The organism is Mobiluncus mulieris ATCC 35243 (genome assembly GCF_000160615.1).
In the GTDB taxonomy this organism is placed as follows: Bacteria; Actinomycetota; Actinomycetes; order Actinomycetales; family Actinomycetaceae; genus Mobiluncus; species Mobiluncus mulieris.
In genome coordinates this window covers 46,965-61,293 of record NZ_GG668520.1, presented here as the reverse complement: position 1 = coordinate 61,293, position 14,329 = coordinate 46,965, and the positions used below count along the sequence as shown (strand labels likewise).

Annotated in this window: 12 protein-coding genes; 8 read left to right on the top strand and 4 right to left on the bottom strand. The window is 53.3% G+C overall.

The features are described 5' to 3' along the window. Nucleotides 1–106: 106 nt before the first annotated feature. From clpB to HMPREF0577_RS08225, 3 genes are all read left to right on the top strand, one after another. Nucleotides 107–2,803 (top strand): ATP-dependent chaperone ClpB, encoded by a 2,697-nt coding sequence (gene clpB, locus HMPREF0577_RS08235; protein WP_004013355.1) that lies wholly within the window; start codon nucleotides 107–109, stop codon nucleotides 2,801–2,803. 145 nt (nucleotides 2,804–2,948) lie between these two features. Further along, on the top strand, nucleotides 2,949–3,602 hold the full coding sequence (locus tag HMPREF0577_RS08230) for a TetR/AcrR family transcriptional regulator (protein ID WP_004013354.1): 654 nt from the start codon (nucleotides 2,949–2,951) through the stop codon (nucleotides 3,600–3,602). 106 nt (nucleotides 3,603–3,708) lie between these two features. Beyond that, the gene (locus tag HMPREF0577_RS08225; protein WP_004013353.1) at nucleotides 3,709–4,674 is read left to right on the top strand and encodes a serine hydrolase domain-containing protein; all 966 of its coding nucleotides are present in this window, start codon (nucleotides 3,709–3,711) and stop codon (nucleotides 4,672–4,674) included. Between the two features lie 13 nt (nucleotides 4,675–4,687). Here the strand turns inward: HMPREF0577_RS08225 and HMPREF0577_RS08220 are convergent, their stop codons facing one another. Further along, the gene (locus HMPREF0577_RS08220) at nucleotides 4,688–5,356 is read right to left on the bottom strand and encodes a TrmH family RNA methyltransferase (RefSeq protein WP_036342755.1); all 669 of its coding nucleotides are present in this window, start codon (nucleotides 5,354–5,356) and stop codon (nucleotides 4,688–4,690) included. A 22-nt stretch (nucleotides 5,357–5,378) separates the two neighbouring features. Between HMPREF0577_RS08220 and pyrE the strand changes: the two genes are divergently transcribed. Next, nucleotides 5,379–5,948, top strand: coding sequence for an orotate phosphoribosyltransferase (gene pyrE / locus HMPREF0577_RS08215; protein ID WP_004013351.1), 570 nt, complete (start codon nucleotides 5,379–5,381; stop codon nucleotides 5,946–5,948). A gap of 138 nt (nucleotides 5,949–6,086) precedes the next feature. Next, the gene (fbaA, locus tag HMPREF0577_RS08210) at nucleotides 6,087–7,112 is read left to right on the top strand and encodes a class II fructose-bisphosphate aldolase (protein WP_004013349.1); all 1,026 of its coding nucleotides are present in this window, start codon (nucleotides 6,087–6,089) and stop codon (nucleotides 7,110–7,112) included. A gap of 136 nt (nucleotides 7,113–7,248) precedes the next feature. Here fbaA and HMPREF0577_RS08205 read toward each other — a convergent pair whose 3' ends face one another. Continuing rightward, a complete protein-coding gene (locus tag HMPREF0577_RS08205) occupies nucleotides 7,249–8,118 on the bottom strand; it encodes an SDR family NAD(P)-dependent oxidoreductase (RefSeq protein ID WP_004013348.1) in 870 nt (289 codons plus the stop codon). A gap of 65 nt (nucleotides 8,119–8,183) precedes the next feature. On the opposite strand from HMPREF0577_RS08205, the gene HMPREF0577_RS08200 reads away from it, so the two are divergent. Next, complete coding sequence (locus HMPREF0577_RS08200) at nucleotides 8,184–9,122, top strand: HAD-IIA family hydrolase (RefSeq protein ID WP_004013347.1); 939 nt, start codon at nucleotides 8,184–8,186, stop codon at nucleotides 9,120–9,122. A gap of 27 nt (nucleotides 9,123–9,149) precedes the next feature. Then, a complete protein-coding gene (locus tag HMPREF0577_RS08195; protein WP_004013346.1) occupies nucleotides 9,150–10,016 on the top strand; it encodes an exodeoxyribonuclease III in 867 nt (288 codons plus the stop codon). A gap of 10 nt (nucleotides 10,017–10,026) precedes the next feature. Here HMPREF0577_RS08195 and HMPREF0577_RS08190 read toward each other — a convergent pair whose 3' ends face one another. Beyond that, nucleotides 10,027–11,247 carry a DUF4032 domain-containing protein gene (locus HMPREF0577_RS08190; protein WP_004013910.1) on the bottom strand — a complete coding sequence of 407 codons (1,221 nt, stop codon included), beginning with the start codon at nucleotides 11,245–11,247 and terminating at the stop codon, nucleotides 10,027–10,029. Nucleotides 11,248–11,373: 126 nt separating this feature from the next. Further along, the gene (locus tag HMPREF0577_RS08185; protein ID WP_004013344.1) at nucleotides 11,374–12,492 is read right to left on the bottom strand and encodes an ABC transporter ATP-binding protein; all 1,119 of its coding nucleotides are present in this window, start codon (nucleotides 12,490–12,492) and stop codon (nucleotides 11,374–11,376) included. Between the two features lie 189 nt (nucleotides 12,493–12,681). Between HMPREF0577_RS08185 and HMPREF0577_RS08180 the strand changes: the two genes are divergently transcribed. Continuing rightward, the gene (locus tag HMPREF0577_RS08180; RefSeq protein ID WP_004013343.1) at nucleotides 12,682–14,256 is read left to right on the top strand and encodes a serine/threonine protein kinase; all 1,575 of its coding nucleotides are present in this window, start codon (nucleotides 12,682–12,684) and stop codon (nucleotides 14,254–14,256) included. The last annotated feature ends 73 nt before the right edge of the window (nucleotides 14,257–14,329 follow it).

Sequence of the window (14,329 nt, the reverse complement as noted above, 5' to 3'; positions counted from 1 at the left end):
GACAGACTGTAACAGTCAGTCCAGCTTTTGTACCATTAGTTCCAAAATATCGGTGTGAATTAAACCTGACTGTGGGGGCAGCAGGTCAAAATGGGAGCGAATAATCATGGAACAGAAATTAACTACTAAGTCACAAGAGGCAATAGCATCGGCGTTGCAAACGGCTGCGGCTGGGGGAAATCCCACGCTGGAACCCATACATATTCTGAGCGCCTTGTTGGAAGATCATGAAGGGATTGCCTTTCAAATCTTGCAAGAAGTCGCCAATACCGAAGAGGTTTCCCGGGAAGTACGGCATGTCTTGGTAACGTTACCTGGAGCTTCCGGGGCATCAGTGGCGCAACCGCAACCCTCCCAAGCAGCCTTGAATATTGTGAACCAGGCTGGGGTGGCTGCTAAAGAACGCGGGGATGACTATGTTTCTACCGAGCATCTGCTGGTGGCTTTGGCGCAAAGCGAAGGGGAGACGGGAAAAATCTTGCGTCGCGCCGGGGCAACCGATAAGAAGCTCCTCAAGGCCATTAACAAGTTTCGGGGGGAATCGAAAGTAACTTCCCCCAATCCCGAAGCCACATTCAAAGCTTTAGAGAAATACGGTGATGACCTCACCCAGCGGGCGATGGACGGTAAACTTGACCCGGTAATTGGTCGTGACGCCGAGATACGCCGTGTTATTCAAGTCTTGAGTCGACGTACTAAAAACAATCCGGTGTTGATTGGGGAGCCTGGGGTGGGTAAAACCGCTGTGGTAGAAGGTCTGGCACAGCGAATTGTGGCCGGGGATGTGCCCGATTCCTTGCGACACAAACACCTGATTGCCCTGGACTTGGGGGCTATGGTTGCGGGGGCACAATACCGTGGTCAGTTCGAAGAACGCCTCAAGGCGGTATTGGAAGAAATCAAGAACGCCCAGGGTGAAGTCGTTACTTTCATCGACGAACTGCACACCGTAGTAGGGGCGGGAGCGAGTGAAGGCTCGATGGATGCCTCGAATATGTTGAAACCCATGCTGGCTCGCGGAGAGTTGCGTCTCGTGGGAGCCACCACCTTGGATGAATACCGAGAACACATTGAAAAAGACCCTGCTTTGGAACGAAGGTTCCAAACTGTGTTTGTGGGCGAACCCTCGGTAGAGGATACCATTGCAATTTTGCGCGGCATTGCTCCCAAATACGAGGCACACCACAAGGTGACTATCGCCGATGGGGCGCTGGTGGCAGCCGCGCAGCTGTCTAACCGTTACATAACTGGACGGCAACTACCTGATAAGGCAATTGACCTTATTGACGAAGCGGCCTCTCGGCTGCGCATGGAATTGGATTCCTCGCCGGAAGAAATCGATCAGCTGCGCCGCGAAGTAGATCGTTTGAAAATGGAGCTGTCCTATTTGGAATCCTCTGATCCTAACCGTGAAGATGCTGCTACCAAGGAAAGGCTCGAAAATCTACAATCTAATCTGACCGAGAAAAAAAATGCCTTGGATCGGTTGAACTTGAGGTGGGAAGCCGAAAAGGCTGGGCACAACCTGGTCGGCGAATTGCGGGTAAAGCTCGACGAGTTGAACACCGCGTTGGAGCAAGCCATGCGTGAAGGCAGGTGGGAAGACGCTGGACGTTTGCAAAACGGGGAAATCCCCCAGGTAAAACACCAAATTGAAACCGCCGAAAAACATGATGCCGTTTCAGCTCGGCATGCCACTCATGAAGCGGGGGAAGGCGAAACCGAAACCACCCCGATGATAGCCGAAAAGGTAGATGCCGCCGAGATAGCCGAGGTAGTGGCTTCATGGACCGGGATTCCCGTGGGGAAATTGCTGCGCGGCGAATCTGAAAAGCTGCTGCATATGGAGGACTACTTGGGTAAAAGACTGGTCGGTCAAAAAAACGCGGTGCGAGCCGTGTCCAATGCGGTACGTCGGGCGCGTGCCGGAGTGGCCGACCCCAATCGTCCTACCGGATCATTCTTGTTCCTTGGTCCCACGGGGGTCGGGAAAACTGAACTTGCTAAAGCCTTAGCGGAATTCCTCTTCGATGACGAACGTGCCTTGACTCGTATAGACATGAGTGAGTACGGCGAGAAGCACTCTGTGGCAAGATTGATTGGGGCGCCCCCGGGATATGTAGGTTACGAGGAGGGCGGGCAACTTACCGAGGCGGTGCGGCGTCGCCCTTATAGCGTGATTCTTTTGGACGAGGTAGAAAAGGCACACCCCGATGTCTACGATATTTTGCTGCAAGTCCTTGATGATGGTCGCCTCACCGACGGACAGGGACGCACCGTGGACTTCCGCAATGTCATTTTGGTGTTGACCTCTAATCTTGGCTCCCAGTTCCTCACCGATCCGACAGCTGACCGTCGTGAGGTACAAAAACAGGTGTTGGATTTGGTGCGGGCGGCATTTAAACCGGAGTTTTTGAATCGGCTAGATGAAACCATCCTCTTTGACGCCCTTTCTACCGAGGATTTGGAAAGAATCGTGGATATTCAAATCGCCAAGATGGCGCAACGTTTGAAGGAAAACCAACTATCCCTTGAGGTGGAGCCTTCGGCGCGTTCTTGGTTGGCGTTAACTGGCTACGACCCCACCTACGGGGCGAGGCCGTTGCGCCGCTTGATTCAACGCGAAATAGGCGATCAGCTGGCGGAAAAGCTGCTATCCGGAGAGGTGAAACGTGGTGCCACTGTAGTGGTGGAGGCTCCTGATTTCACTGCCGGGGAACTTGTGGAAGTCGGGGATCTCAGTGAACTAACCGGGCCGATGAACGAACAGTACCGGCTGCAGCTAAGAGTAAAAGCTGATTAATGGACTGATATTTACAAATTCTAAGAGCAAAATGCCGTGTCTAGGCCATATGCCAGTTATATTTATATGCAGGATGAGGTGTACTTCCTAGATGTTTCTGGGAAACAGAGAAAATAGAATTATTCTTTGAGTATTTGGAGATGAAATGCCCTCTAGTGATAGGCGTACGCGAGGCTCCTATGCCTCTGGGTTAGCACGGCGTGAAGCGATTCTCGATGCGGCGGTGGATTTGCTGGGAGAAGTTGGTTATCACGGTATGTCCTTGCGTGATATCGCTCGAAGCGTGGGGATTTCACATCCGGGGGTTATCTATCACTTCCCATCCAAAGAAATCCTGTTGATGAGTGTAGTTGATCGCTACGAGAAAGAAATGGGTTTTGACTTTCGGAAACTCGCGCAGCTTGATGCCATGGCCTTGCTCGATACGTTGCTAGAGGTTTTGTCGAATGTGGCGACCAACGCGACCATCATCGAAGCCGAATGTATGCTGTTGGCTGAGGCCTCTTCAGAGTTGCATCCCGCTCATGATCACTACGAGGAACGCAACCGGAAGTTCCGCACTCTTTTGACGCAAGCCTGGACTGAGCTGCAGGCACAAGGGCTTGCACATACCGCCTTGAAAGCCCGTGATATAGCGGTGCTCCAAATGTCGCTGTTTGATGGGATTTTGAGCCAATGGCTCTATACACATGAAAAGAACTGTCCCGGGCAGATGGCGCAGTTCTATCTGAGCATGTTCACCCCGGGAGCCACTCAAGAGAGCCTGGGTCGCTACCGCGAGGCCGGGTGGCTGCGCTAACCTAGTTGAATTCCATCGAGTTTTAGTTAAGTCCAGCTGTGGTCGCGGAGCTAGACCGAATCCGGCTGGGGTCGATAGAGTTCGCTTGAACAGGAAAGGAAACCGCGTGAATACGGTGGCTTTCGGGGAACTGTCCCCCGGGCATATCCCGCTGCGTCACGAGGTGCCTTTCCCCTATGCGTTGGCGGTGCTATCCCGACAGGGCAGCGGGGATATCTATGTGTGGACTGGTGGCTCCAGCCGCGCGGATCTGGAACAGTCATTCAAATGGATGTCGGTGACCAAGGTCTTGGTGTCAACGGCGTTTTGGGTACAGTCCTTGCCGCAGCTGGACGGCCAGATTCTGCCCTTGGATACTTCAGTTCCCTCTCCAGCTCCGCCGGGGGTCACCTTGCGGGATTTACTGGCGCACTGCTCGGGACTGCCTTTTGACAATCCACATCCCGACGGGGTTCAAGACTCCAAGAATCAGCTGGGAGTACGGCTCGGAATTACCAGTCCACAAGCAGCAACCATCGCCCCTTTTACGAAACGGATTTACTCCAACTACGGTTTTGAAGTGGCGGCGAGTTTCGCCGCCACGAAACTCGCTATGCCGTGGACACAGTGGGTGGCGCGAACAATCCTCCACCCTCTTGGAATGAGTGATACAAAACTGGTGGGTTCACCCGCCTGGGGAGCCACCAGCCCGATAAACGATTTGGCTAAATTAGCCGCCGAGCTGCTCAACCCTACCAGAACTCCGCTGAGCTCCAGTGATATCGCGGGCTTCGCCCGCCCAGTACGCCCAGGTTTGCGCGGCATGCTGCCCGGATATGGACACCACCGCGACAATCTGTGGGGAACCGGGGTCGAGATTCACGGACATAAAACCCCGCACTACCTGCCCCCAGAGTTTCCTTCCGAGGTCTTTGGACACTTTGGACAATCGGGTTCCTTTATCTGGGTTGACCTTGGCGCGGGGGTGGCCGGCGTTTTTTTGGGAGGCCAAAACTTCGGTTCCATCCACAAGGCGCTATGGCCACAGTTAAACACCCAGATGCGTCACTTGGCGCTTAGTGCCCAAGGCTAGGCTCCGCCAAGGCCTAGGGGAGCCGGCGGGGATAGGCTCGCACCCACGCCCACATCGAGATAGCGGCCGCGTGTCCCACGTTCAAAGAACGGGTGGAACCATACTGGGTAATTTGTATCAAATGGTCCAAAATCTCTTGAGTCGCGGGGGTGATACCCGAGGACTCTTCCCCGAAAATCATCAAGCAACGCCGGGGCAGCTCGCAGCTCTCCAAGTTTTCGGCGCCAGGAAGGTTATCCATCCCCACAATAGTCAAGGCTTTTTCAGCAGCGTAGGTCGCCAAAGCGGCTGGCACCTCATGAAATTGCAGATGCAGATAGCGGTCGGTAACCATCGCGCCGCGACGATTAAAACGCCTCCGCCCTAAAATATGCACCTGGCGCACCCCCAAACCGTTAGCGGTGCGGATAATCGAGCCGATATTGAAGTCATGCCCGATATTTTCTACGGCTATCTCCAGGCAGGGTGCGGATAAATCCTCGGGATGTGGGTTTAACTCCCAATCCAACTGGGCGGTGATAGCCGCATTGCTCCAATAGCGAAACCGGTCGGGAACATTGCGCCGGTCACCTTCTCTCAGTAAAGCCGCGTCGTAACAATCCCCCATGGGCAGCGGCTGATCGGTCGGCCACGGTCCCACCCCAACCTCAGATTCTTCATCAGAATAGTTCGTTTCTTGCACGCATTCACTCTATGCTAGGAATGTGAAAAACAACGACCCGCAACTGTCAAGACTAACCGAATTGGTAAAAACCCTGTCCGTGGTGCACGGCAAAGTCACCCTAGCCTCCGGGAGGGAGGCCGATTTCTATGTGGATATGCGCCGCGCCACCCTACACCACGAAGCCGCCCCGCTAATTGGGCATGTCATGATTGATTTACTCGAAGAAAACGGCTTCCCCATCTCCGAGATAGATGCGGTGGGGGGACTGACAATGGGAGCCGACCCGGTGGCTAGCGCCATGCTGCACGCGGCGGCCGCCCGGGGGCTAGACCTTGACGCTTTCGTAGTGCGGAAAGTTGCCAAAGACCACGGGATGAAACGCCAAATCGAAGGACCTGAGGTGGCGGGCAAGCGCGTGGTGGTGTTGGAAGACACCTCGACCACCGGGGGCTCGCCGCTCCAGGCTGCGAATGCCCTGGAAGCTGCGGGAGCTAAAGTGGTGGCCGTGGCCGTGATTGTGGATCGCGACACCGGAGCTCAGCAGCGAATTGAGGAAGCTGGTTATCCGTATTTTGCGGCCTTACACCTAGCGGATTTGGGTCTGTCCTAGAACCGGGGTTTACATTTGCGACTCGACGATACGCGAATTTGCGAACAACTGATTTTCTCCGGCCATCAAGGCGAAAAAAATGGAGAAAAGTGAAAGAATATAGGGGTCATATCGACAACAAAAAGAAGGAGTTTTACTGTGCCTATTGCAACCCCAGATGTTTACAAGGAAATGCTCAAGCGCGCCAAGGAGAACAAGTTCGCCTATCCCGCTATCAATGTCACCTCTTCGCAGACCTTGACAGCAGCTTTGCGCGGTTTCTCTGACGCTGAGTCCGATGGCATCATCCAAGTGTCGGTTGGCGGAGCGGAGTACTGGTCTGGTTCCAGTATTAAAGACCGTGTCGCTGGTTCCCTGGCTATGGTTGCCTATGCCAAGGAAGTTGCCAAGAACTACCCCGTAACGGTAGCGCTGCACACCGACCACTGCACTGAAGACAAACTGGCCTCGTGGACAGAAGCTTTGATTGACCTCGAAATTGAGGAAGTTAAAGCTGGCCGCTTGCCATTCTTCCAGTCCCACATGTTCGATGGTTCTTCTATCCCGCTGGATCGGAACCTGGAAGTCGCCAAGCGCTTGTTGCCGAAGGCTGTGGCTGCCAATACCGTCCTAGAAGTTGAAATCGGTGTTGTTGGTGGTGAAGAAGACGGTGTGGTTGGCGAAATCAACGAGAAGCTTTACACCACCACTGCAGACGGCATCAAGACGGTAGAGGCTCTGGGTCTGGGCGAAAAAGGTCACTACCTTACCGCCTTGACTTTCGGGAATGTCCACGGCGTGTACAAGCCGGGTCATGTGAAGCTGCGCCCGGAACTGTTGGGCACCATCCAGCAGGAAGTCGGGGCGCACTTCAAGGCGGGTGACCGCCCCTTCGACCTGGTGATGCACGGTGGTTCCGGCTCTACTGCCGAGGAAATCGCCACCGCTGTCGCCAACGGTGTAATTAAGATGAACGTCGACACCGATACCCAGTATGCCTACACTCGTCCAGTTGCTGACTGGATGTACAAGAATTACGAGGGCGTACTTAAGGTTGACGGCGAGGTTGGTATCAAGAAGCAATACGACCCGCGTGCTTGGGGCAAGGCCGCCGAAGCTGGGATGGCTGCCCGCGTGGTTGAAGCCTGCCAGCGTCTTGGATCCGATGGCACTATGATGAAGTAATTCCAGCCTTAGAACTGAGCGTTGGGGGAGTCCGTAAGGGCTTCCCCAACGCTTTTAGCTTTGTACCAACCGGTTCAAAATCCAGTTTGTGCGACCGAATCAATCGGATTCACAGCGCAGTGCAAAACAACCTATTTCACAGTGCCCGGTTGAAAAAATGTGAACCAAAGTACCGACGCATCAACCAGCGGGGTGCGAAACGAGAGGCCGCTAATACAATTTTGTAACGAATGGTCGGGGTGACCAAGGCTCGGCGACGGCGCGCCGCCTCAATAGTTTCTTGTACCACTAGAGAGGGGTCGACGAAACTAATTTTTGGCCATACCCCGACGTTCATCCCGGCCGCTTCATGAAACTCGGTGTGCATCAGCCCCGGGGCTACGGCGGTGACGGACACGCCGGAGCCACGCAATTCGGTGCTTAGGGATTCCGAGAAAAACCGCACCCAGGTCTTTAGTGCCGCATAGGTTCCCATAGCGGTGTAGGCGGTCGCAGAGGACACATTGATTATTACTCCACCACCGTGTGGCTGGGAAACGGGGACTCCACAGCGTAAAAAGTGTACCGCTCGGTACAGTGTGGGGTTTTTTCTGTGGGGTTCATGAGGCGCCACTCGGGAAACTCGGCGTAGCATCGCGCGTGCCCCTTCCCAGCTTAATCGAGCCACGACACGTCCCATCAGCTCTAAAGCCTTTTCTTCCTGTGTCCAATCTCCGGACACAAATGTTTGTCCGAGTCCGAAGCCCGCATTGTTAACCAACACGGCAACGGGGCGCGATTCGTCATGCAGACGCCTAATTACCGTATTTTGTCCTGCCGCAGTGCTTAGGTCTGCCGTTAAAACTTCGACTTTCACCCCGAGGGTGGCGCGGATTTTCCCGGCCAGGGCTTCGAGACGATGTGCTCGTCTGGCTACCAGAACCAGGTTAAGGGGTTCGGCGGCCAGTTGCCAAGCAAATTCTTCCCCTAAGCCGCTGGAAGCCCCGGTGATTAGTGCCCACTTCATATCGTATCCTTTGTGTTTTCAGGTTTTGTCCTTTAACCTTAAAATGAACAGTACGTCGTAGGCCAATGTTGTTCTCGCTGGTGTGTCGGCGAGGATTTGTGGCGTTGGGAAATCCCCAACGATTATCAGGGGGGAAGTTCGCTTTGAAAACCAAAATTACCGACCAGCTAGAAGCCATGATGGATGCCACTTTTGGCACCAAGCAACAACGTGAACAGGAGATTAATCCGCCAGTTAAAGAGCTCAAGTACTGGCTTACTGATATGGATGGGGTTCTGGTTCATGAGGAGCAAGCCATCCCCGGTGCTGCGGAGTTTTTACAAACCTTGCGGGATAAAGAGCGTGAATACCTTGTACTGACAAATAACTCGATTTTTACCCCACGTGATCTTTCAGCGCGTTTGGCGGCTTCCGGGTTGGAGGTTCCCGAGGAACGTATCTGGACTTCAGCCTTGGCCACGGCCTCTTTTTTAAAGACCCAATCCCCGAAATCTACTGCCTACGTGGTGGGAGAAGCTGGGCTGACTACGGCTTTGTACCAGGCTGGCTATGTTATGACTTCGACGGATCCCGAATACGTAGTATTAGGAGAAACCCGCTCCTATTCTTTTGACCAGATTGCCACGGCGGTGCAGCTGATTAGCAAGGGTGCGAAGTTTATTGCCACCAATCCGGATACCACCGGACCGACAGCGGACGGTCCGATTCCCGCTACCGGGGCGATAGCCGCGATGATAACTGCCGCCACCGGAAAGAAGCCGTACTTTATCGGTAAGCCTAATCCGGTTATGTTTCGCACTGGATTAAACAGAATTGGGGCTCACTCCGAGGAAACCGCGATGATTGGTGACCGCATGGATACGGATATGCTTGCTGGGGTCGAATCCGGACTGCATACCTTCCTAGTGCTGACGGGTTCTACTAAGGCCGAACAAATTTCGGATTTCTCGTACCGCCCCAATGAAGTCATGCCCTCCATAGCGGATATTATCGAACGGGTTTGAGTGTGACCTTTAGATAAAGGGAAAACGGTGCGTATTTCCACTTGGAACATTAACTCTATCCGAAGCCGCTTGCCCCGGGTGTTGGATTTTTTGTGCCGCTCAAACGTTGATGTCCTTGCCATGCAAGAAATCAAGTGTCGGGTTAGTCAGTTTCCCGTTGAGGCTTTCTTGGCTAGTGGGTATCAAGTTTTTGTTAATGGCTTGAACCAGTGGAATGGGGTGGCTATAGCAGTGCGCGCCGATTTGGACGCACAGGTTTTAGGCACTGAATTTAGCGGGAAAATTCCCCAGCCACCTTTTGGCAAACCGCCGGTAGTTGAACCGAGAGCCTTGGGGGTTCGCGTGGCGGGAATCGAGTGCTGGTCACTCTACGTGCCCAACGGCAGGGAAATAGATAATCCCCATTTTGCTTATAAACTGGCGTGGTTAGAGGCTCTGCGTTCTCATGCGCACACCCTGTTAGCTGCTAACCCCACAGCTTTAGGTCTGTTCATGGGAGATTTTAATATTGCCCCTTGCGACGAGGATGTCTGGGATATTCAGGAATTCGTGGGAGCAACCCATGTTTCCGTTCCAGAACGCGAGGCTTTTGCGCGGCTGCTCCAATCCGATACTCTGGCACAGGCTGTTAGCCTGGATGAAACTGCAATTTCCCGTATTGGAACAGACAGTACAAATTGCGGGGGCTTAGTGGAAGTGACCCGACAGTTCGCGCCGGGATGGACATACTGGGATTATCAAAAAGCTAGGTGGCGGCGCAACCAGGGTATGAAAATAGACTTCGCCCTGGCCACCCCAAATTTGGCGGACAAGATTACGGGAGCTTTTATTGGCCGAGAGGAGCGCGACGGGGAAAAACCCTCCGATCACGTCCCGGTGGTATTAGAACTATAAGTCTGAGAGTCTAGGCTCCCAAGAGTGCTGCCTCATCAGGTTTCGAAGGCAAAATCTTGCGAATATAAGAGTCAATAGCCTCTTTCATCGGAATCTCTCGTTTGGCATTTTCCGAGAGGAACCAGCGGTGTTCTAGCACCTCATGAAAAATTTGAGCGGGTTCCAGCTTAGCCTGTAATTCCGGGGGAAGCGCGGCCACAATCGGTTCAAAAACCTCGGTGAGCCAACGATGCGCTACCAATTCCAGTGGGGCGTCATTGAGATTATTTAAGGCTCGGTAGGTTTGCATGTCGTTAATCATGCGTCGTCCCTGATTTTCTTGTACATCCAGGCCAGTTAGGCGCATCACCTGGCGGTGATAGTGTCCAGAATCCACCACCTTCGGTTTAATCAATAACCTCGAAGTACCACCGGTTTCATCAGCCTTCATTCGCAGCTCGCCCACGTCGAAACCCAGGTTGTTCAAACGGCGAATCCGGTCTTCTACCCGCCAGCGCTCCGAAGCGGAAATGGCTTCTTCCGACGTCAGTTCGTTCCACAGAGCGTCATAGCGGTCTTGAATAAGATTTCCGATTTCAATGGCATCAGCATCTTCGTCCAAAACCCCACCCGCCTGGAGATCCATCAGTTCCCCGATAATATTCGTGCGTGCCAAATCAATATCATAAGACCGTTGTCCAAAGGACAAGCCTTCGGGATGTAGCTCTCCGGTTTCTGCATCCACCAGATATCCGGCAAAGGCTCCGGCGTCCCGACGAAATAGGGTGTTGGACAAGGATACGTCGCCCCAAAAGAATCCTGCCAGGTGGAGGCGTACCAAAAGTACCGCCAAGGAGTCAATCAGACGCGTAGCGGTTTCGGGTCGCATCAATGAAGTGAACAAAGCTCGGTAGGGTAGAGAAAAAGGCAGATGCTCAGTGATTAAGGCACTGTTGAGTTCTTCGCCGGAATCGCTGGTGCGGTTGGTGACAACTGCTAAAGGGTGAACGGTGGGCTGCTCGAGGCGAACTAAATCCCGCAACAGGGCGTATTCTCGTTGCGCCACCTCGGCAGAGATTTCCTTGACTGCCAAAATACGTTCTCCCAGGTTCACGAAACGCACCACGTGGCGAGAAATTCCGTGAGGAAGGGAGGCGATAAAAGGCTCGGACCACTCTTTCAGTGGCAGATTCCACGGTAAATCGAATAAATCCGGCTCGGTAGTAGCAGCGGTAATAGATAGTGCAGACACGTTCAAATTCTTATCTATTTTTCTCTCAAATGCTAATTACATACAGCATTACTAGCCCCGAGTTAGTCGGTCGGAGACGGGTAACCGTCTCCGACCGACTAACTCGGCAAGGAGTAATTAACCTGACTATTCCGGCAAACGCATCCCGGTGGAAGCACTGAAAACGTGCTGGTGTCCGGGGTTAATCTTTACATTTAACACGCTGCCTGGCTTGGGGGCGGTACGCGGGGGAACCCGAACCACTAGGTGGTCATCCGTAACTGAACCCGAGGTTCCGGCTTCGTCGCCCTGGAAGTGCCCATAAACATAAGCGTCGGATCCCAGTTCCTCGGTAACATCAACAATCACTGGCATAACTCCCGGGCCTTCTTCGGTGGTTATGGACAGGTCTTCGGGGCGGAATCCGATGGTAACCTCACCGTTATCCGCATCCACCATGGCGGAACGCTGTGCTGGGGAAATCGTTAGCGTGGCTCCAAAGAGTTTAGCTACCTCGCCCTCGACTCTGAACTTGCGTAGGTTCATGGAGGGGGAACCAATGAAGCCGGCTACGAATTCGTTAGCCGGAACCTGGTACATTTCATCGGGGGTTCCTGCCTGTTGGAGGATGCCGTCTTTTAGCACTGCGATGCGGTCGCCCATCGTCAAAGCCTCGGTCTGATCGTGGGTCACATAGAGTGTAGTGACCCCCAGGCTACGTTGCAGCGAGGCAACCTGAGTGCGGGTTTGGACACGCAGCTTGGCATCCAGGTTCGACAGGGGCTCGTCCATCAAGAATACTTGCGGTTTACGAACAATGGCTCGTCCCATGGCCACGCGCTGCCGTTGCCCACCGGAAAGTGCCTTTGGTTTGCGATCTAGATACTGCGTCAAGTCCAAGGTCTTCGCAGCTTCCTCGACTCGGCGATTAATCTCGTCCTTGGGAGTGCCGGCAATTTTGAGGGCAAAGCCCATATTGTCGCGAACTGTCATATGCGGGTACAAAGCGTAGTTCTGGAACACCATAGCAATGTCCCGATCTTTGGGTTGCACATCCGTGACATCCTTATCGCCGATTAATATCCGACCGGAGTTGACCTCTTCCAAACCGGCCAGCATCCGCAGCGAGGTGGATTTCCCGCAGCCCGAAGGCCCCACCAGAACCAGAAACTCCCCGTCCTTAATCTCTAAATCTAGAGCATCAACTGCGGGAACAGTAGACCCTGGATAGATACGGGTGGCCTTATCAAAAGTAACAGTAGCCATATCAAATTCATCCTTTCACCGGCAGGTACGTGCCGGACGTTCCGAGTAAAAGGTAGTAGCCTAAGGGGCGGAAACGGCTCCATTGCCCTACCGTCGAAGTTATCGACACCAAATAGTATGCCAGAAAATCCAGAGCGTAGCTAAGTTTTTATCTCGTGTTTGCCCGATTTCTTTCGGTATTCTGAAACTATGACCGATTCCCGCCACCTGTTAGGACAAGATGTTGGTGGATATGTGCTGGAAAGACCCCTCGGGAAAGGGGCTTCCGCCACTGTCTATTTGGCGCGTAATATCGAGGGTAATCAGGTGGCTTTGAAACTTTTGTCCCCTGATATTTTCCTGGGGGAACGCCGTCATGAGGATGAATTACCCGGTCGGCAGCGACTGCGTGCCGAGGCGGCGGCTTTAACCAAACTCGATGTGCCGGGAGTGGCGCACGTGTTGGATCTAGAAATTGACTCGGACGTGGCAGCGTTTTTAGTAACCGAATACATTGCCGGTTCCACCCTGGAAGAAGATGTGCGCCAAGGCGGGGCGTGGCGACGCGAAGATGTCTATGAATTGGGCACATTGCTGGCAAAAACTTTGCAAGCGGTTCATGCCCGAGGAGTGTGTCATCGGGATATTAAACCGGCCAATGTAATTCTTGGAACGAATGGTCCAATTTTGATTGACTTCGGGATTGCCTTTGCTACCGGGGAGGCGCATCTGACACAAACGGGTTTGGTGGTTGGTACCCCGGGGTTTATTTCTCCCGAGGTTATTTGTGGTAATCCGCCAAGTTACGTTGATGACTGGTGGTCATTAGGAGCCACTTTACTATTTGCTCTCACTGGGAAACCACCCTTTGGGGCAGAATCTCAAACTGTGCAGATTTCCAGGGTTCTAGCTGGTAATCCGGCTGTTGAAACGCTTGATGTAGATTTAGCAACCGTCTTTAGGGATGCATTAGCTCCCCAAGAGTCCCGGAGCGCTGACTTTAATGCAATTCTGAAAGCGTTAGCTGTTCCGCTGCAAATTTCGTTGCACGATAAGGGTGGTTGTACCGAGCGGTACAATATAGAGTCTCCCACAACTGTATTAACCCCCGCCGTAGAAATAAGTCCGATTCCGTCAAGCCCAGAACTTTCCTGGCAACTAGAGGCTTCCCCTGAGCGTGGTGAAGAAGAGGAAACCGCTCCTGATTCGAAGTTAATCCCCCTGCTGGAGTCAGAGTCCCCATTAGAAAATGAAGATTCCGAGACCTTGTCGGTTTTCACTCCAAGAAGACTGCCTTTCTTGGTGCTAGCAGGGATTGTTTCCTGGGCTCTTTTGGGAACCCGCGAAGAACTCATTGCCGGGGTGGCGGCACCGCTAATTTTGTGGCTGTTCGCGGCTGCGGGCTGGCAAACACGTGCGAAACATAAACTCTTTTCTGTACCTACAGCGTTGGTTAAAGGGCTGTTTACTGCTCTGCCAAGTGCATTTGTTATCGGATTTTTCTTGGGTGGTAGCCTTGCAATCAAAACCGGATTATTCCCCCACTTTCCTGGAATTAACACCACGATTCTTGGTTTTTCTGGACTAAGTATTCCACAAACTATGGTCTTACGACTAGGGATGCTGGCGATAGGGGGCGCTTTAACCTGGTGGCTGCCGAGCTCTGCCCCCGCCAGAACCGGGGCACGTATCGTACTGCGGAGGTTTTTTCCACAGTGGGGAACCCGGTTTTTGGTCGGGGTAGTACTTTTATCCGCCGCGTTTTTCGTCGTCGTCCGAGCCTGAAATAGTGAGATGCTGGCAATATAATGGGGATTTCGAACCGTGTCAGGCCGCGATGAGTGCAAACTTTGGTTTA

Coding starts and splice junctions, on each gene's coding strand:
- HMPREF0577_RS08205 (WP_004013348.1), bottom strand. CDS start 8,118: ATGAAGTGGGCACTAATCACCGGGGCTTCCAGCGGCTTAGGGGAAGAA.
- HMPREF0577_RS08180 (WP_004013343.1), top strand. CDS start 12,682: ATGACCGATTCCCGCCACCTGTTAGGACAAGATGTTGGTGGATATGTG.
- HMPREF0577_RS08200 (WP_004013347.1), top strand. CDS start 8,184: ATGTTGTTCTCGCTGGTGTGTCGGCGAGGATTTGTGGCGTTGGGAAAT.
- HMPREF0577_RS08185 (WP_004013344.1), bottom strand. CDS start 12,492: ATGGCTACTGTTACTTTTGATAAGGCCACCCGTATCTATCCAGGGTCT.
- clpB (WP_004013355.1), top strand. CDS start 107: ATGGAACAGAAATTAACTACTAAGTCACAAGAGGCAATAGCATCGGCG.
- HMPREF0577_RS08230 (WP_004013354.1), top strand. CDS start 2,949: ATGCCCTCTAGTGATAGGCGTACGCGAGGCTCCTATGCCTCTGGGTTA.